Origin of the sequence: Xylanibacter brevis ATCC 19188, assembly GCF_000621725.1 — a bacterium.
GTDB lineage: Bacteria > Bacteroidota > Bacteroidia > Bacteroidales > Bacteroidaceae > Prevotella > Prevotella brevis.
Genome location: NZ_KK211333.1, coordinates 169,942 through 188,573, shown reverse-complemented (window position 1 = coordinate 188,573; position 18,632 = coordinate 169,942). Strand labels below are relative to the sequence as shown.

Sequence of the window (18,632 nt, the reverse complement as noted above, 5' to 3'; positions counted from 1 at the left end):
GAAGACTTTGGCAAAAACGCTGATAGTCATCACTGGCCCAACAGCTGTCGGAAAGACTGAGTTGTGCATTGAAATTGCCAAAAGATTTGGCATTCCTATTATCAATGCTGACTCTCGACAAATATTCCGCAAGCTATCTATTGGCACTGCCGCACCTACTGAAGCACAACTTCAGCAGGTGCGACATTATTTTGTTGGCCAACTAAACCTAGAGGATTACTACAGCGCTTCTATGTACGAAGAAGATGTTTTAAAACTTCTTCAAGAACTCTTTAAAACATCTGATTATGCCCTACTCACAGGTGGCAGCATGATGTATATTGATGCCGTATGCAATGGCATTGACGACATCCCTACTGTTGACGACGAGACACGTAATCTATTGAAGCGACGTCTGGCAGAGGAGGGGTTGGAAAAGCTCTGTGAGGAGTTGAAGAGTTTAGACCCAGAGCATTATGCCATCGTGGACAAACAGAATCCACGACGTGTTGTACATGCTCTGGAGATATGTCACATGACGGGACGTACTTATTCTTCATTCCGCACAAATCAGAAACGAGAGCGCCCATTTAAAATTATAAAGATCGGTCTAACAAGAGATCGTGAGGAGTTGTATAGTCGCATCAATCAGCGTGTAGATAACATGATGCAAGACGGTTTTCTAGAGGAGGCTAAAATGCTATACGCAGAGAGAGACCTTAACGCGCTAAATACCGTTGGCTACAAAGAGCTATTTACATATTTGGAAGGCACTTGGTCACTAGATGAAGCCGTAGAACGCATTAAAGGCAATACCCGAAGATATGCCCGCAAGCAACTCACCTGGTACAAGAAAGATCCAGAGATGAAGTGGTTCACACTCGACAGCAACAAACAAATTCAAAACATAGAAGACGACATTTATAATTATATCATTCAGCAATCATGAATAGAACAGAAGTCGTGAACAAGACAAAACAGATCATAGAAAAGGGGAAGTTCTACTCTAAAAAATTTATCTCTTGGTACATTGGTATATTCAAGGGACGCCCCTGGTATATCAAAATGGTATCGACCATTGGATCCTTCATCGTTCTTATGCTGTTATACATGGGAGCTGTGGATATCAATTTATTCTGGCTGTTCGGCAAATCGCCAAGCATGTCAACGATCATAAACACTCGTCCTGCGCAAGCATCTGAGATTTACAGTGCTGATGATGTGTTGATTGGTAAATTCTTTAGCGAGAATAGAACCCCCGTCACATTTGAAGATGTCAATCCTGTATTCTGGCAAGCTCTGATTGACACCGAGGACGAGCGCTACTACCATCACTTCGGCATCGACTTCCCTGCTTTTGGCGCTGCACTAAAAGACTATGTCATCCATGGTGAAGCACGCGGTGCTTCAACCATCACCCAACAGTTGGCCAAGAACCTCTTCCGTGTTCGCACCGAATACTCTACTGGATTACTGGGAAACATTCCTGGCGTTAAGATGCTGATAATGAAGACAAAGGAATGGATTACTGCTGTTAAATTAGAGGTCTATTTCGACAAGAACGAAATACTTACCATGTATGCCAATACGGTAGATTTTGGCTCAAACGCCTATGGTATTAAGACGGCATGTAAGACTTACTTTGGCATTACGCCTAAAAATCTGAAGCCAGAACAAGCTGCCATCCTGGTTGGTATGCTGAAAGCCACAACTTACTACAATCCCAGACTGAACCCACAAAATAGTTTGAATCGCAGAAATGTAGTACTTGACAACATGCTTCAGCATGGACATCTGACCAAAGAACAGTTCGACACGTTAAGCGTAAAAAACATTGATCTGGACTATTCAGTTGAAAATGCCTATGACGGACAGGCGAACTATTTCCGCGAAGCATTGGCAAGCCATCTGAAAGATTGGTGCAACGAAAATGGATATGATCTCTACACCGATGGTTTGAAAATCTATACCACCATTGACACCCGCATGCAGAAATATGCTGAGGATGCTGCCTTGGAACAAATGAAACATGTGCAGACCAGCTTTAACAATCACTGGGGCAACACCAATCCTTGGCGCGACGAACAAAATAGGGAAATACCCAATTTCATTGAGAATATTGCAAAGAGAACCTCACATTACAAGGCTCTGAAAAACAAATTTCCCAATGACCCTGACTCAATTGAATACTATTTGAATCAACCTCACCCCGTAAAGCTGTTTAGCTACGATGGAGAGATTGAACGCGAAATGAGCACCCTGGATAGCATCCGCTACATGGTACATTTCATGCATTGTGGATTTGTGGCAATGGAGCCACACACCGGACATATCAAAGCATGGGTTGGCGACTTGGATTTTAAATCCTGGAAATACGACAAGGTTACCGCTATGCGTCAACCTGGCTCAACCTTTAAACTCTTTGTTTATACAGAAGCTATGAACCAGGGGCTCACCCCCGTCGATACACGTACAGACACGTATCTCAGCATCAAAGTATGGGACAAAGAGAAAAATCAAGAGGTTAACTGGATGCCACACAATGCCGATGGCATCACCTCTGGAGCTGACATGCCGCTGAAAGCAGCTTTTGCCAAGAGTATCAATACGATTGCTGCAAGACTGGGACAGGAGGTTGGCATTGACAAAGTTGCAAAAACGGCTCATCGAATGGGAATCAAGAGCAATCTTCAGGTAGTACCAGCCTTAGCTCTGGGTGCTAGCGACGTAAACCTACTGGAACTGGTAAATTCGTATGCCACCATCGCCAACGACGGACAAATGCACGAACCTGTCTTTGTTACACGCATTCTGGATCGTGATGGCAACGAGATATACAAGTCAAAAGAGAAGACTCAAGAGGCTGTAAGCTATCGCAGTTCCTTCTTCATGCAACAAATGTTGATGGGAGGCTTGCACGGAACCAGTTGGGCTTTGAATCAGTATGTCAGCCAATTTACAGACACCGATTTTGGTGGCAAGACCGGAACTTCCAACAATCATTCTGATGCATGGTTTGTAGGCGTCAGTCCAAAACTTGTTTGCGGTGCTTGGGTTGGTGGCGAATATCGCGCCATTCACTTCCGCACTGGTGCACTTGGCCAAGGTGGAGTCACGGCTCTACCAATTTGCGGCAAGTTTTACAAAGCTGTTCTCAGCGATCCTGCTTTCAAAGATTATCGAACCAAGTTTAATCCTTGTCACGATAAAAATATAACTCCAAGTATGTACGAGGGAGGCTACTACTACGAAGTACCCGATAGCCTTCAAGAAGACTCGACTGCTGTCGACGAACAAATAAATGAGGATATTGATGCCGCCAAAGCATCTGCAAACGAAGGAAACACCCCATCAACAACGGAATAACACCGCTACATGGAAGAACTTGACTTAGACAATAAGGAGTGGCAGGATGCCCTTCAAATTATCAATCATACCCGGTGCTCTCTTTTTCTCACAGGAAAAGCGGGCACCGGTAAATCTACGTTCTTGCGTTACGTAGCCAAACATACAAAGAAAAAGAATGTTATTCTTGCGCCAACAGGTATTGCTGCCATTAATGCTGGTGGATCCACATTACATAGTTTCTTTAAGCTACCGTTTCATCCATTGCTACCAAACGATACCAGATACGACCGTCGGCACATCAAAGAGACATTGAAATATACAAGTGAACAAAGGAAACTCATTCGCGAGATAGAACTCATCATCATCGATGAAATTTCAATGGTACGTGCAGACATCATCGACTTCATTGACAAAGTGCTACGTATCTACACCCGAAATAACGATCCATTTGGAGGCAAGCAACTTTTACTTGTAGGCGACATCTATCAGTTGGAGCCCGTTCTTAAGGAAGAGGAACGCCAATTGATGTATCCCTTCTATCCTTCGGCCTATTTCTTCAATGCAAAAGTATGGCAAAACATTCAACTTGTTAGCATAGAACTTATCAAGGTCTATAGACAAAAAGATAGCAACTTTATTGCAATGCTGGACCGCATTAGGCAGAACCAGACGACAAGACAAGATCTGGCAGCACTTAATGAAAGAGTTAAGTATGCAGAAGAAGAAAATACAGCTCAAGAGCATCGTCTATCCATTACATTGGCTACACGCAGAGATACTGTTGACTACATCAACGAGCAACATCTTAGCAAACTAGAGGGCCTGCCAAGCGTGTTCTATGGCAATATCAAGGGAGACTTCCCTGAGTCGTCCCTCCCCACCCCCATGGAACTACAACTAAAACTTGGGGCTCAAATTATCTTTATCAAGAACGACAAGGAAAAACGATGGGTCAATGGCACTCTTGGCATCATCACTGGTATCGATGAGGAAACAGGCATCATCAGCATTGCTGACGAAGAAGGACACGACTTCGATGTAGAACGCGAGATATGGGAGAACATGCGCTATACTTTCAATGAAAAAGAGCAGAAGATTGAAGAGCAACTGCTGGGCACCTACGAACAGTTTCCCATTCGCTTGGCATGGGCCATCACCGTCCATAAGAGTCAGGGCCTCACTTTCAACAGAGTATCTATCGACTTCACTAGTGGCGCCTTCGCTGGGGGACAAACCTATGTAGCCTTGTCGCGATGCACATCATTACAAGGCATTTCACTGGTGGCCCCTATTCGTCAACAAGACATCTTCGTCAGAGCCGAAGTCGTACAGTTTGCTCGACAATACAACAATCAGACATTGATCAACCAAGCCCTACAGGCAGGAAAGGCCGATCGAGAATATCGCGATGCCATCCATGCATTTGACCGCGGTGATTTCAAACGTTTTTTGGACAACTTTTTCAAAGCTATCCATAGTCGCTACGACATAGAGAAACCCACTGCACAGCGATATATACGCCATAAGCTGGAAATCATTAATAAACAGAAAGATGAAATAGCGACGCTTAAGTCACAACTAGATGCCCAACAGGCCATCTTGAGACGCTTAGCCGCAGAATATACACTACTGGGTAAAGAGTGCGAACAGGAGCACATGACAGAGGCTGCTATACGTAATTACCAGAAAGCATTAGAGCTCTATCCTGAGTGCGGGGATGCCCAACGCAGACTCAAAAAGCTCAATAAAAACAAAAAATAATTTTTTTCACGTCTCCAAATCATAAATCAAGATATTGTGTTCCCACACAATAAAAAAAACAAAAAATAATTAAAGAAAAGTTTGGAGACTTCAAAAAAAAAACATACCTTTGTCAACGTTATCCTGAAAACAATCTTTTTACCTTAAAAGAGCTAATACCTATTGAAGATAAAGCGATTGACTGTGAAGTCCATCGCTTTCGCTTTATATATGGATTTTAAGTTAAATAATACTAATACTAATAAAAAATATCAATTACACACCTTGTATAATGGAATAAAAGCAGTACCTTTGCACCCCGAAAGAGTCCGTGGAGGCTGGGTGAAGTGTGTACGAACGTACACCGCCTTGCGGAAAAACCCCTATTTACAAATAAAAACATAATGTACGCAATTGTAGAAATTCAGGGTCAGCAGTTCAAGGCTGAGGAGGGCAAAAAGCTCTTCGTGCATCACATCAAGGATGTAGAGGCAGGCAAGACTGTTGAATTTGACAAGGTGCTGCTCGTTGATACCGACGGCGCTGTCAAGGTTGGCGCACCCACCGTAGAAGGTGCAAAGGTAGTAGTAGAAGTAGTGAACCCGCTCGTTAAGGGCGACAAGGTCATCGTTTTCAAGATGAAGCGCCGCAAGGACTTCCGCAAGAAGAACGGTCACCGCGAACAGTTCACAGAAGTAGTAATCAAGCAGGTAGTCGCTTAAAACGTAGGAGGAACAGAAAATGGCACATAAAAAAGGTGTAGGTAGTTCTAAGAACGGTCGCGAGAGTGCTGCTCAGCGACTTGGCGTTAAGATCTGGGGTGGCCAGAAAGTAGAAGCAGGCAACATTATTGTTCGCCAGCGCGGTACAAAGCACAATCCCGGTAACGGCGTTGGTATTGGTAAAGACGATACTCTGTACGCTCTCATTGATGGAACAGTTAACTTCCACAAGGGCAAGCGCGATAAGAGCGTTGTTTCAGTAATTCCAGCAGCTGAAGCTTAACCAACTTACAAACAAAACACTTATTCCAAACAAACAATAGAGCCCTGCCTTTTGGCAGGGCTTCTACTTTATATATACTTTAAAACTTAATTTCGTAAAACTTGTCCAAGGTTATAGCTTTACTGTTTTCTTAGCCACCTTACTCTCATTTTGCATACGGTCAAGAGCTGTCACCACATAGGTATAGGCTTGATTTCCGTTCTTGTAAGGAAGCTTATAAAACGTATTCGTTGTGATTGTTACGATCTTTGAAGGGTCATTGGTATTCAACTTTTCTCCTTTAGCAAAACAATATACGACATACTTTGTTGCCACATCACCCCACTGTTTGCCTTTTGGAGCAGTCCAAAACAGCACATAACCATCCTGAGTCCAAACTGGCTTTACTTTACGAGGTTTACCGGGTGCCTTCTTATCCAAAAATGGCATCTCTGGTTGTAGTGCAGGATAGCGCCAGTAATTCTGACGAAGCTGAGTGGCATAGTTTCCCGTATTATCTACAGCAGCTTTTGCATACCACAAGACCGTACCTTTCACGTTGCGCATCTGCTGATGAAGGCGCTGCTTAGCTAGCTGCTGATTCTGACTTGGATTACTAGGATCAGCATGTTTTACGGTTCTTTCAATATCCTCACCAATAAACAGGGGACGTCCTCCTGCATACTGATTCCACCAGCGAATCAATGTATCATAGTCAGCTGCACGATTTCCAATCTCCCAATAAATCTGAGGTACACAATAGTCCAACCAGCCATTATTAATCCATAATAACACATCTGCATATAGATCATCATAGTTCTGCAGACCATTGGTGTTGCTACCGATAGCAGCATTTTTCTTGTTACGATAGATGCCGAATGGTGAGATACCCACTTTTACCCATGGCTTCGTTTCGTGAACTGTTTCATAGAACTGCTTGATAAATAGGTTCACGTTATATCTTCGCCAATCTCCACGGTCCATGATTCCATTTGAATGCTGACGATACTGTGCATCATCAGGGATAATCTGGCCTGGGGCAGGATAAGGATAGAAATAGTCGTCCATATGGATACCGTCGATATCATAACGCGAAACGATATCCTTTGCCACCATACAGATAAAGTCGCGGTTCTCTGGGATGCCAGGATTCAGAATCTTCAGCCCATCGTAATCAAAGCAACGCTCAGGGTGCTGAATAGCCACATGACTCGTAGCAAGAGCTGTAGTACCCTTCGTCTTAGCACGATAAGGATTAATCCAAGCATGCAACTCCATACCACGAGCATGACACTGGTCAATCATCCACTGCAGAGGATCCCAATAAGGACTAGGAGCCTTACCCTGCTGTCCTGTGAGAAAACGACTCCACGGTTCGAATTTGCTTGGATAGAGCGCATCGCACTCAGGACGAACCTGGAAGATGATGGCATTCACACCATCCTTTTGCAGTTCGTTCAACTGGTAAACCAGGGTCTCCTGCATTTTCTTAGTGCCCATGCCCTGAAACTGGCCGTTGACACATTGTATCCAGGCACCACGAAATTCCCTTTTCTGTTGTGCATTTGCCGTTGATGTCAGCAGCAAAGCAAGTAGTAATAGTATGTTTCTCATTTTATAAATTGATATATATCCTTTGTCCAGTCTGCCCCATTCTCAGGGCAGAACGTTTTGATACCCATCTGGCTGGCAGCAGCCACGTTGCGCGGACTATCATCAAGAAACAAGCATTCAGATGGTCTTAACTGCTCGGCCATCAGCAAATTACCGAATATCTCGGGATTTGGTTTCATCAACTTCATACGATAGCTCAAATATAAGTTATCGAAATAGTAGTCCACACTATGACCACGACCGTCAAACTTCTCCGAACCGACCCACTCCATCATGTAGGGATTGGTGTTAGAAAGCAGCAGCAGTCGATAGCCCTCCTGACGAAGACGTATCAGAGCCTCCAGATTACGTGCCGGCAGCTCTTTCGCATAGCCTTGCCATGCATAGGCACATTGTTCATGAGTCACCTCATTGCCCACCAGTTTAGAGAGTTCCAGACGAAACGTCTCCGCATCTATTCTACCACCTTCCAAGTCTCCAAAGATTCCCTCTTGCGTGTAGGCATCCAGTCGTTGCGCAGCATCTTTCAGTCCCAGGGCTTCAAACCTCCTGATGGCTTGCGACTGATCCAAAGTGATGACAACACCACCGAGGTCAAAAATAATGTTTTTAATCATTCAAACAAGTTTGGTTTATTACGCCGTGCCTCCTCTAAAGAGAGCAACTGCTGTTGTTCGTTATTATATTGTTCGCGCATGTGTTCGTATTCCTCATTTAGCTCTTCGGAATAAGCCTTTGCCTCTTTCATCAGTCGCTGCGCCACAATAGGATTCTGAGAGGCATCCTTTAACCATACCACAGGACCGCCATAGACCGGGGCAATCTTCAGCGCCACATGCAGTTCACTAGTGGTCGCGCCACCTATCATGATGGGGATATCAAGACCTGCCTTGCGCAGTTCCTTGGCAACATTCACCATTTCTTCCAGACTGGGGGTTATCAGTCCAGATAGACCTATCATATCCACCTGTTCCTCTATAGCTTTCTGAACGATCTGGTCGGCAGGCACCATCACGCCCATATCAATGACTTCATACCCATTGCACGCCATGATAACACTTACGATATTCTTTCCTATGTCGTGTACATCGCCCTTAACCGTGGCCAAAAGTACTTTTCCCGACTTCGTTGAATTGCCTTGCTTTCCAGAATCAATGAAAGGTTGCAGTATTTCCACGGCTTGCTTCATAGTTCTAGCCGTCTTTACGACCTGAGGCAAGAACATCTTTCCTTGACCAAAACGTCGTCCTACCTCGTTCATGCCAGCCATCAAGGGTCCTTCAATGATGTCCACCGCCCGAGGATATTTTGCGACAGCCTCTTGTAAATCAGCAGCCAGTGTCTCGTTAGTACCACGAATAAGCGCCTCTTGTAATCGCTCCTCTACAGTGCGCTGTTCCTGAACAGCCGCTTGTGTCTTTTCGCTGCCTTGTACAGTCTCTTTATTGGCTGCATATTCCGAGTTCAATAGGCGTTCGGCAGCATCCTGACGGCGATTCAGGACCACATCTTCAAGCAACTCTAAGAGATCTTCTGGTATGTCGTCGTAAGTAACCTTCGTAGAAGGGTTTACGATACCAAAGTCCATGCCTACATGAATGCCGTGATAGAGGAATACGGCATGCATTGCCTCACGAATATAATTGTTGCCACGAAACGAGAACGAGAGGTTGCTCACGCCTCCACTGACATGCGCACCAGGCAGGTTCTTTTTAATCCATTCTGCTGCTCTTATAAAATCGATCGCATATGCATTATGTTCCTCCATACCGGTAGCCACTGCCAACACATTAGGGTCGAAGATAATATCTTGTGGAGCGAATGCCAACCTTTCGGTCAAGAGACGATAGGCTCTCTCGGCAATTTCCAATCGACGTTCGTAGGTCGTAGCCTGCCCCTTCTCGTCGAAACACATTACGACGACAGCGGCACCCATACGCTTCACATCAGCAGCATGACTCAAGAACACCTCCTCGCCCTCTTTCAGCGAAATACTGTTCACGATGCTTTTGCCTTGCACACACTTCAAACCCGCCATGATGACATCCCATTTACTGGAGTCAATCATCACAGGCACACGAGCAATTTCCGGTTCTGAGGCTATCAAATTAAGAAACATCACCATTTCGGCTTTTGCATCCAAAAGGGCATCGTCCATATTGATATCCAGCACCATTGCTCCATCTTCTACCTGCTTGCGCGCTATCTGCAGTGCCTCATCGTAGTTTTTTTCTTTTATCAGTCGCAGAAACTTGCGCGAGCCTGCCACATTACAGCGCTCACCCACATTGGTGAAAGCCATTGGCTCGAGCAGATCGAGACCCGAAAGTTGGATTTTACCAGATTTTGGAGCTGGCTGACGGGGCGTCTTTCCTACTGTTAGGGGCACGTATTCACGGATAAAATCTGGCGTCGTTCCGCAACAGCCGCCAACGATGTTTACCAATTCCTCATCAATAAACTCAGCTATCTGGGGAGCCATCGACGTAGGTGTTTCATCATAAAGGCCCAAAGAATTGGGAAGACCCGCATTGGGATAGGCACTGACATAATAAGGGGCTCTGCGTGCCAGTTCCTTCAGATAAGGTTTCATCTGGCGAGCGCCAAACGAGCAGTTGAGTCCTATGCTGAAAATGGGATATGAAGAAACCGAAGCCATAAAGGCATCCAACGTTTGTCCACTCAGCGTACGACCTGCAGCATCGCTAACAGTCACCGAGAGCATAATGGGAATGTCGCGACTACCACGAGCTTGAACAGCCGCATCAATGGCAACTTTCGCATTCAGCGAATCGAAAATAGTCTCTATGAGCAACAAGTCCGCCCCACCCTCGATGAGTCCTTCTATCTGTTCGGTATAAGCCTCAAACAGCTCATCATAGGTCAGTTCGCGGCGTGCCGGATCCGACACATCGGGCGACATTGAGCACGTCTTATTGGTGGGTCCAATAGAGCCAGCCACAAAGCGTGGCTTATCTAGCGTTGAGAACGCGTCAGCACACTGGCGAGCCAAACGGGCGCCAGCAATATTCATCTCTTTTGAGTATGATTGTAGATGATAGTCACTTTGCGAGATACGTTGAGCATTAAACGTATTGGTGGTGATTATATCAGCCCCAGCCTCAAGGTATCGTCGGTGAATATCGGCTATCACGTCAGGGCGCGTCAAGCAGAGCACATCATTATTGCCCTTCAGTTGCCCTTCGATGTCCTGAAAACGTTCTCCTCTAAAGTCTTTCTCGTCAAGTCCATACTCCTGAACAACGGTTCCCATAGCACCGTCGAGCACCAGTATTCGTTTAGTTATTTCGTTGTGTATCATTTATATACTTTCATTGCGCGATCCATTTCGCGTCTGTCTTCCTTCTCTTTCAGCGTCTGGCGTTTGTCATAGGCTTTCTTACCTTTACACAAAGCCAAATCCATCTTAGCGCGACCATTATCATCGATAAACACCAAGGTTGGCACGATGGTGTATCCTGTCTGCTTAGTAGCGCTCTCCAGTCTGTTGATCTCACGGCGTGTCAGCAACAGCTTGCGGTCACGCTTCTGTTCATGGTTATTATATGAACCATAGAAGTAAGGACTAATAGACATTCCTTTCACCCACAGTTCGCCGTGAATAATCGTACAATACGTATCTACCAAGCTTGCTTTTCCTGCTCTTATAGACTTAATCTCTGTGCCCGTAAGAACAATACCGGCCGTAAACTCTTCTATAAAGAAGTACTCGAAAGCCGCTTTCTTGTTTTTTATCTGCACGGGACTCTTTTTACGGAGTTCCTGTTCTTGCTTATTCATTCTACTGTTGCAAATTTCTCAATGTTCTCATCCACATAGTGGGCAATCTGCTCTGTCCACATCTCTTCATTTTCTACAAACATATCATCGTAGTCGTCGAACTGTGGATACTGTTCAAAGAGTGCCATAAATTCCTCATCACTGCAGTCGGCCTCCAGCGCTTCGCGGTTTTCCAACCACAGCGTATGCACCTCGTAAAGCATCTTCGACAGGTCGCGCATATGCCACATCTTATTAAGCGCCTTAGCAAAGGGATTCTTGAAAATGAAAGGTCCGTAGCCATTGTGTATCAACTGTACGAAACCACCATCCATCACTTCCTGATGCAACGTATCCCAGCAAAGCAGCGTCATCTGGTCGGCATTCAATTCCTGAATAGCTTCAGCACTTGGTTCGCCTCCAACAGCCTCGCGCAGGGCGTCAATAAAAACCTGCAAGAAAGCATCCATTCCTTCAAGAGCAGCATTGCTCAAATCGGCATCTTTTACGATAATCTGTTTCATAGTGCAAAGGTAATATTAATTTTCGGAACCACCAAATTTTTTCACGCACCCGTGAAACATCAAGCCTGTAGAACTTGTTATCTTAGAAAAGCACCGACTAAAGCAAAAGCCAAAGCTAGGGCATACAAAAAGTGGAAATAACATGGATATTTATTTAAAAGTCATTAAAGACATAAAGAAAGAACTATTGACAGCTAAAAGGGTTCGAATAAGACAACAAAAGCGGCCAAACAAGGAGACAAGACGGCAACTATTACAAGCCAAAAGTGATTGAATAACCACACAAAACATATTAAGCAATATAGCAAAACAACAGATATACCCCCCTACCTCACTTCTCAAAACAGAGAACAATACAAAGAAAGTTTTCTTTACACTTTTCAACAGCTCAGTTTCACAAAAAACCTCTCATTTTCCTTTATTCTGCACAGAAGTAGCAACAAACGGATATTGTTAAAATAAACAATAAGGAGTAAAAAACACATGAATATATTTGGCTAATTTAAAAGAATGTTGTAATTTTACACCCAAATTTGGAAACCTACAACAGATTTTATTATAATTAAAACCCAAAACCAATGAAAGCATTAAAAGCTAGTTTGTTCGGACTCGGCGCATCGATGGCGCTCGCGTTTTGTGCATGTAGTGGCAGCCAAGAAGCTGCAAATCTGACTGTTTCGGGACTGAACCCTGAAAAGTTTGACACCGTAATCAACGAGAAACCCGTGAAGCTCTACACCCTTGTCAACGAGAATGGTGTGGAGGCATGTATCACCAATTTTGGTGCCCGTCTGGTTTCATTGATGGTCCCTGATCGTGACGGCAAGCTCACCGACGTCGTTTTAGGCTACGACAACATTGCCCAGTATGCCGACGCAGAAAACTTCGGTAGCGACTTTGGCGCCTCTATTGGTCGCTATGCCAACCGCATCAAGAACGGTCAGTTCTGCATTGGCGACTCTACCATTCAGTTGCCCCAGAACAATTTCGGCCATTGCCTGCACGGTGGTCCCACCGGATGGCAGTATCAGATTTTCGATGCCGAGCAGATTGACTCTACCACATTGAAGCTCACACTTGTCAGCCCCGATGGCGACAACAACTTCCCCGGCGAGGTAAAAGCCACCGTCACCTACACGCTGACCAGTGACAACGCCATTGACATCAAGATGGAGGCCGAGACCGATCAGCCCACTATTGTCAATATGACTAACCACTCTTACTTCAACCTGAACGGCGACCCCACCCAGCCCGCTATGGACATGGAGCTTTATATCAACGCCGACAAGTTCACACCAGCTGACTCTACCTTTATGCCTACTGGCGAAATCTGCGAGGTGGCCGGCACACCTATGGACTTCCGCACAGCCCATGCCATCCAGGACTCTCTGCGCATGGACTTCGAGCAGGTAAAGTTTGGCAATGGTTTCGACCACAATTGGATTCTGAACACCTATAAGGACGGTAAGGGCGACGACACACAGGTTGCTGCATCACTCTACTCTCCAAAGACTGGAATTCTGCTCGAGGCCTTCACCAACGAGCCCGGCATGCAGGTTTACACTGGCAACTTCCAAGGCATCAACGGCGAGCAGGACAAGGTTCGCAAGGGTGGCGTGAAGTACCCACAGCGTCCTTCTGTATGTCTTGAGAGCCAGAAGTACCCCAACTCACCCAACCATCCCGAGTGGCCAAGTCCATTCCTGAATCCTGGTGAGAAGTACTACAGTCACTTGGTATTCAAGTTCTCTGTGAAATAAGGGAGTCTCGAAAAACTACAAACAAACTAACTACAATAATTACTAATACAACTATGAATTGGAGTTCTCATGAATTTATATGGCTCGACTGGACCATTCTTGCCGTCGGCCTTTTAGGAGTAGTGGCAGCCGTATGGTATGCTATTTGGAAAGATAAGAAAGCGCAGCAGGGTGAAGACTCATCTGCCTACCTTTTTGGTAAAGGCGAGCCTTGGTACGTGATCGGTATGGCCATTTTCGCAGCCAATATCGGTTCCGAACACCTTGTTGGTTTGGCTGGTACTGGTGCTAAAGACGGTGTGGGTATGGCCCACTGGGAGATGCAGGGTTGGATGATCCTCATCCTGGGTTGGCTGTTCGTGCCCTTCTACCAGTTGCTAATCAACAAGATGGGCAAAATCATCACCATGCCCGACTTCCTGAAGTTCCGCTACACCCAGCGCACAGGTTCATGGCTCAGCATCATCACACTGGTGGCCTACGTACTGACAAAGGTTTCAGTCACAGCCTTCACTGGTGGTATCTTCTTCAAATTCCTCTTGGGTATCCCCTTCTGGTATGGCGCCATTGGCTTGATTGTCATCACAGCCGTGTTCACCGTGTTTGGTGGCATGAAGGGCGTAATGACTCTCTCTACCATCCAGACCCCGATTCTTATTATCGGTTCTTTCCTTGTTCTCTTCCTTGGATTGTCAGCACTGGGCGATGGCAGCATCGTGGCCGGTTGGGAAAACATGATGGCTGCATGTAATGCTGCACACGATGGTTTCGGAACTACTCACATGTTCCACACCGAGCCCGGTGATCCCATGTATCCTCAGTTCCCTGGCTATGTAGTATTCCTAGGTGCCTCAATCATCGGTTTCTGGTACTGGTGTACCGACCAGCACATCGTTCAGCGTGTACTTGGTCAGGTGCCTGGCGAGGACAACGCCGAAGTTATCAAGCGTGCCCGTCGCGGCACCATTGCAGCAGGTTTCTTCAAGATTCTGCCTTGCTTTATGTTCCTTATCCCTGGTATGATTGCCTATGCCCTCTCACAGAATCCCGATAGCGGCATCGTGATGGATATCACCAATCACGAGTCAACTGACGGTGCCTTTGCCATGATGGTTAAGAACATTCTGCCTGCAGGTGTCAAGGGTATCGTGACCATCGGTTTCGTTTGCGCGCTTGTAGCTTCGCTGGCTGCCTTCTTCAATAGCTGTGCCACCCTCTTCACCGAGGACTTCTACAAGCCCATGAAGAAAGGTATGAGCGAAGCCCACTACGTATTCGTAGGTCGAATGGCAACCGTTGTTGTCGTACTACTGGGTCTAGCCTGGATGCCTATCATGATGAACATGGGCAACCTTTATTCTTACCTGCAGGACATCCAGTCACTTATTGCTCCCGCTATGGTAGCTGTCTTCACGCTGGGTATCTTCTCTAAGAAGATTACACCAAAGGCAGGTGAGTGGGGCTTGATTGGCGGTTTCCTCATTGGTATGCTGCGCTTGGTGACCAACGTAGTCACTGATTCAGGTAAAGCCGTGATGGACGGCGCCTTCTGGGAGAACACTGCATGGTTCTGGCAGACCAACTGGCTTATCTTCGAGTGCTGGCTGTTGGTATTCATCATCCTGCTGATGGTAGTTGTCAGCTGCTTCACACCAGCTCCTTCTAAGGCACAGGTTGATGCCATCACCTTCTCTTCAGACTTCAAGAAGTCTATCAAGGAGAGCTGGGGTGCATGGGATATCATCGGCACACTGGTAGTGATTGGCCTTTGCGCTTGTTTCTATGTATATTTCTGGTAATAAAAGAAGAACGCAATGACATTCTATCAAGAACATGCTAAAGCCTGGGTGTCAGTAGACTGTATCATCTTTGGTTTCGAGAATGGCAAGCTGAAAGTACTCATAGGTCGTCGTAAGATGGACCCGGGTCGTGGCGAATGGAGCCTCTACGGAGGCTTCGTTGGCCCCGACGAAAGTATCGACGACTGTGCAGCCAACACACTCAACGAACTGACTGGACTCAGCAAACTCTATATGCGTCAGGTGGGTGCCTTTGGTGCTGTAGATCGTGATCCTGGCGAGCGCGTTATCTCAATTGCTTACTACGCACTTATCAACGTCAAGGACTACGACGAGAAACTCCGCAAGGAACACGACGTGGAATGGGTGGACATCAACGAGTTGCCTCACCTCTATTCAGACCACAACGAGATGGTGGACAAGGCACTCCGCATGATGCGACAGAAGATCAAGACTGAGCCCATCAGTTTCCGTCTGCTTCCCCCGCTCTTTACGCTCACCCAGCTGCAGAAGCTCTACGAGGCCGTGCTAGGAGAAGAGATTGACAAGCGCAACTTCCGCAAGCGCATCAAGGATATGGACTTTATTGAGAAGACCGAACTCATCGACAAGGTGACATCTAAACGCGGTGCAGCCCTCTATCGATTCAACAAGAAGGCTTACTCGGAAGATCCAAACTTCAAACTATAACGAACAGAACAAATTGAGGTTTCCTCATTAAAACGTATAACAAACATGTTAGAATCACTAAAACAAAAAGTATTCAAGGCCAATCTTGACCTTGTTAAGCAAGGCTTAGTCATCTTCACATGGGGTAACGTATCTGGTATCGACCGCGAGAAAGGTCTTGTTGTCATCAAGCCCAGTGGCGTGAGCTACGACGAGATGAAGGCTGAAGACATGGTGGTCGTAGACCTCGAGACAGGCAAGGTGGTGGAAGGCGAGCTCAATCCTTCGAGCGACACGCCCACACACCTTATATTATATAAGGCATTCCCCAATATCCAGGGCGTGGTTCACACCCACTCTACCTATGCCACTGCCTTTGCTCAGGCTGGTCGCGACATTCCCAACATTGGCACCACTCATGCTGACTATTTCTATCAGGACATCCCCTGCACACGCGATATGACTGAAGCCGAGGTAAAAGGACAGTACGAGTTGGAGACGGGCAACGTGATTGTAGATGAGATACTGAACATCCGCAAGATCAACCCCGATCACACACCCGCTGTGCTGGTAAAGAACCATGGTCCTTTCTCATGGGGTACATCACCCGACAACGCCGTTTACAACGCCAAGGTGATGGAGCAGTGCGCCAAGATGGCCTTCATTGCATTCTCAGTGAATCCCAATCTCACCATGAACCCACTCCTGGTAGAGAAGCACTACATGCGCAAGCACGGTCCTAACGCCTACTATGGCCAGAAGGGCCAGAAGCATTAAGCTACAATAAAGACAAACGAAACAGCTACTTTGTTAATTCAATAAGCTACTTATTATTAATCAAATAAGCTACTAATTATTAATTAAAAACTAACAATATTATGATTAAAGCATTTGACAATTTCGAGATTTGGTGGGTAACTGGCGCTCAGCTCCTTTACGGAGGCGACGCTGTAGTTGCAGTCGACGGACACTCAAAAGAGATGGTTGACGGCCTGAACAAGAGCGGCAACATCCCCGTCAAGATTGTATATAAGGGCACAGCCAACAGCTCTAAAGAGGTAGAGCAGATCATGCTGGCTGCCAACAACGACGAGAAGTGCGTAGGTATCATCACATGGATGCACACCTTCTCGCCCGCCAAGATGTGGATCAAGGGTCTGCAGCAGTTGCAGAAGCCTCTGTGCCACTTCCACACCCAGTATAATGCCGAGATACCCTGGAGCGACATTGACATGGACTTCATGAACCTGAACCAGAGTGCTCATGGTGACATCGAGTTCGGCCACATCTGCACTCGCATGCGCGTTGCTCGCAAGGTGGTTTGCGGCTACTGGAAAGACGAGAAGGCTCAGAAGCAGATTGCCGTTTGGGCTCGCGTAGCAGCTGGTGTTGCTGATGCTCACAATGTGCGCTGTCTGATGTTCGGTATGAACATGAACAACGTAGCTGTGACCGATGGCGACCGTGTAGAGTTTGAGCAGCGTCTGGGTTACCACGTTGACTACTACCCCGTTAGCTCACTGATGGAGTACTTCAAGAAGGTGACCGATGCCGAGGCCGACGCCCTGGTTGAGGAGTATAAGAAACTCTACACCATCAAGATCGATGAGAGCGGCGAGCAGGTTTACTGGGAGAAGGTGAAGAACGCTGCCAAGGCCGAGATTGCTCTGCGCCGCGTGCTGAAGGATGAGGGCGCTACTGCCTTCACCACCAACTTCGACGACCTGGGCGATGCCAACATCGACGATCCCAACTTCTGTGGTTTCGACCAGATTCCTGGCCTGGCCTCTCAGCGCCTGATGCAGGAAGGCTACGGTTTCGGTGCCGAGGGCGACTGGAAGACAGCTTGCCTCTATCGCACACTGTGGGTGATTCAGCAGGGTATGCCTACCGGCTGCTCGTTCCTCGAGGACTACACCCTCAACTTCGCTGGCGATAAGAGCTCTTGCCTGCAGAGCCACATGCTCGAGGTATGCCCTCTCATTGCTACCGACAAGCCCAAACTCGAGGTTCACTTCCTCGGCATCGGTATCCGCAAGCAGCAGACCGCCCGTCTGGTGTTCACTTCAAAGACCGGTGCAGGTATCAAGGCTACTGTTGTTGACCTGGGCAACCGCTTCCGCCTGATTTCTCAGGAGGTAGAGTGCATCGAGCCCAAGCCCATGCCTAAGCTCCCCGTGGCTTCAGCCCTGTGGATTCCTCAGCCCAGCTTCGAGGTTGGCGCTGCCGCATGGATTCTGGCTGGTGGTACTCACCACAGTGCTTTCTCTTATGACATCAACGAGGAGTACTGGGAAGACTTTGCCGAGATGCTGGGCATCGAGTATGTCAAGATCAACAAGCAGACAAATATTGCTGATTTCAAGCAGACTCTGCGCAACAACGAGGTTTACTTCATGCTTAACAAGGCATTGAAATAATATTATCTGAGCACG

At 46.7% G+C, this 18,632-nt stretch carries 15 protein-coding genes; 10 read left to right on the top strand and 5 right to left on the bottom strand.

What is annotated here, in order from left to right:
• The first annotated feature begins 7 nt into the window (after positions 1-7).
• The 5 genes from miaA (at position 8) to rpmA (ending at position 6,072) form a co-directional block, all read left to right on the top strand.
• Complete coding sequence (gene miaA / locus T433_RS0113450) at positions 8-928, top strand: tRNA (adenosine(37)-N6)-dimethylallyltransferase MiaA (RefSeq protein ID WP_027456151.1); 921 nt, start codon at positions 8-10, stop codon at positions 926-928.
• Positions 925-3,345: a transglycosylase domain-containing protein gene (locus T433_RS16605; protein ID WP_155808519.1), complete on the top strand. Its 2,421-nt coding sequence runs from the start codon at positions 925-927 to the stop codon at positions 3,343-3,345. Before miaA ends, T433_RS16605 begins: the two co-directional genes overlap by 4 nt.
• 9 nt (positions 3,346-3,354) lie before the next feature.
• A complete protein-coding gene (locus T433_RS16600; RefSeq protein ID WP_027456150.1) occupies positions 3,355-5,088 on the top strand; it encodes an ATP-dependent DNA helicase in 1,734 nt (577 codons plus the stop codon).
• Positions 5,089-5,471: 383 nt separating this feature from the next.
• Positions 5,472-5,789 (top strand): 50S ribosomal protein L21, encoded by a 318-nt coding sequence (gene rplU / locus T433_RS0113435; protein ID WP_027449746.1) that lies wholly within the window; start codon positions 5,472-5,474, stop codon positions 5,787-5,789.
• A 19-nt stretch (positions 5,790-5,808) separates the two neighbouring features.
• Positions 5,809-6,072: a 50S ribosomal protein L27 gene (gene rpmA / locus T433_RS0113430; protein WP_027449745.1), complete on the top strand. Its 264-nt coding sequence runs from the start codon at positions 5,809-5,811 to the stop codon at positions 6,070-6,072.
• Between the two features lie 111 nt (positions 6,073-6,183).
• Here the strand turns inward: rpmA and T433_RS0113425 are convergent, their stop codons facing one another.
• From T433_RS0113425 to T433_RS0113405, 5 genes are read right to left on the bottom strand one after another with little or no spacing between them, the layout of a single operon-like run.
• A complete protein-coding gene (locus T433_RS0113425) occupies positions 6,184-7,665 on the bottom strand; it encodes a glycoside hydrolase family 10-like protein (protein WP_027456149.1) in 1,482 nt (493 codons plus the stop codon).
• Positions 7,662-8,282: an HAD family hydrolase gene (locus T433_RS0113420; protein WP_027456148.1), complete on the bottom strand. Its 621-nt coding sequence runs from the start codon at positions 8,280-8,282 to the stop codon at positions 7,662-7,664. The genes T433_RS0113425 and T433_RS0113420 overlap by 4 nt, the downstream gene beginning before the upstream one ends.
• Positions 8,279-10,987, bottom strand: a complete 2,709-nt coding sequence (gene metH, locus T433_RS15580; protein ID WP_052357161.1) for a methionine synthase — start codon at positions 10,985-10,987, stop codon at positions 8,279-8,281. Before metH ends, T433_RS0113420 begins: the two co-directional genes overlap by 4 nt.
• Positions 10,984-11,466, bottom strand: a complete 483-nt coding sequence (gene smpB / locus T433_RS0113410) for an SsrA-binding protein SmpB (RefSeq protein ID WP_027449742.1) — start codon at positions 11,464-11,466, stop codon at positions 10,984-10,986. The genes metH and smpB overlap by 4 nt, the downstream gene beginning before the upstream one ends.
• A complete protein-coding gene (locus T433_RS0113405; RefSeq protein WP_027449741.1) occupies positions 11,463-11,969 on the bottom strand; it encodes a DMP19 family protein in 507 nt (168 codons plus the stop codon). Before T433_RS0113405 ends, smpB begins: the two co-directional genes overlap by 4 nt.
• 578 nt (positions 11,970-12,547) lie before the next feature.
• On the opposite strand from T433_RS0113405, the gene T433_RS0113400 reads away from it, so the two are divergent.
• The 5 genes from T433_RS0113400 (at position 12,548) to araA (ending at position 18,617) form a co-directional block, all read left to right on the top strand.
• Positions 12,548-13,729 (top strand): aldose epimerase family protein, encoded by a 1,182-nt coding sequence (locus T433_RS0113400; RefSeq protein ID WP_027456147.1) that lies wholly within the window; start codon positions 12,548-12,550, stop codon positions 13,727-13,729.
• A gap of 53 nt (positions 13,730-13,782) precedes the next feature.
• Positions 13,783-15,528 (top strand): sodium:solute symporter, encoded by a 1,746-nt coding sequence (locus tag T433_RS0113395; RefSeq protein WP_027449739.1) that lies wholly within the window; start codon positions 13,783-13,785, stop codon positions 15,526-15,528.
• 15 nt (positions 15,529-15,543) lie between these two features.
• Positions 15,544-16,218 carry an NUDIX hydrolase gene (locus T433_RS0113390; RefSeq protein ID WP_027456146.1) on the top strand — a complete coding sequence of 225 codons (675 nt, stop codon included), beginning with the start codon at positions 15,544-15,546 and terminating at the stop codon, positions 16,216-16,218.
• A gap of 45 nt (positions 16,219-16,263) precedes the next feature.
• Positions 16,264-16,974, top strand: coding sequence for an L-ribulose-5-phosphate 4-epimerase (locus T433_RS0113385; protein ID WP_027456145.1), 711 nt, complete (start codon positions 16,264-16,266; stop codon positions 16,972-16,974).
• A 101-nt stretch (positions 16,975-17,075) separates the two neighbouring features.
• On the top strand, positions 17,076-18,617 hold the full coding sequence (gene araA / locus T433_RS0113380; protein ID WP_027449736.1) for an L-arabinose isomerase: 1,542 nt from the start codon (positions 17,076-17,078) through the stop codon (positions 18,615-18,617).
• Positions 18,618-18,632: the final 15 nt, after the last annotated feature.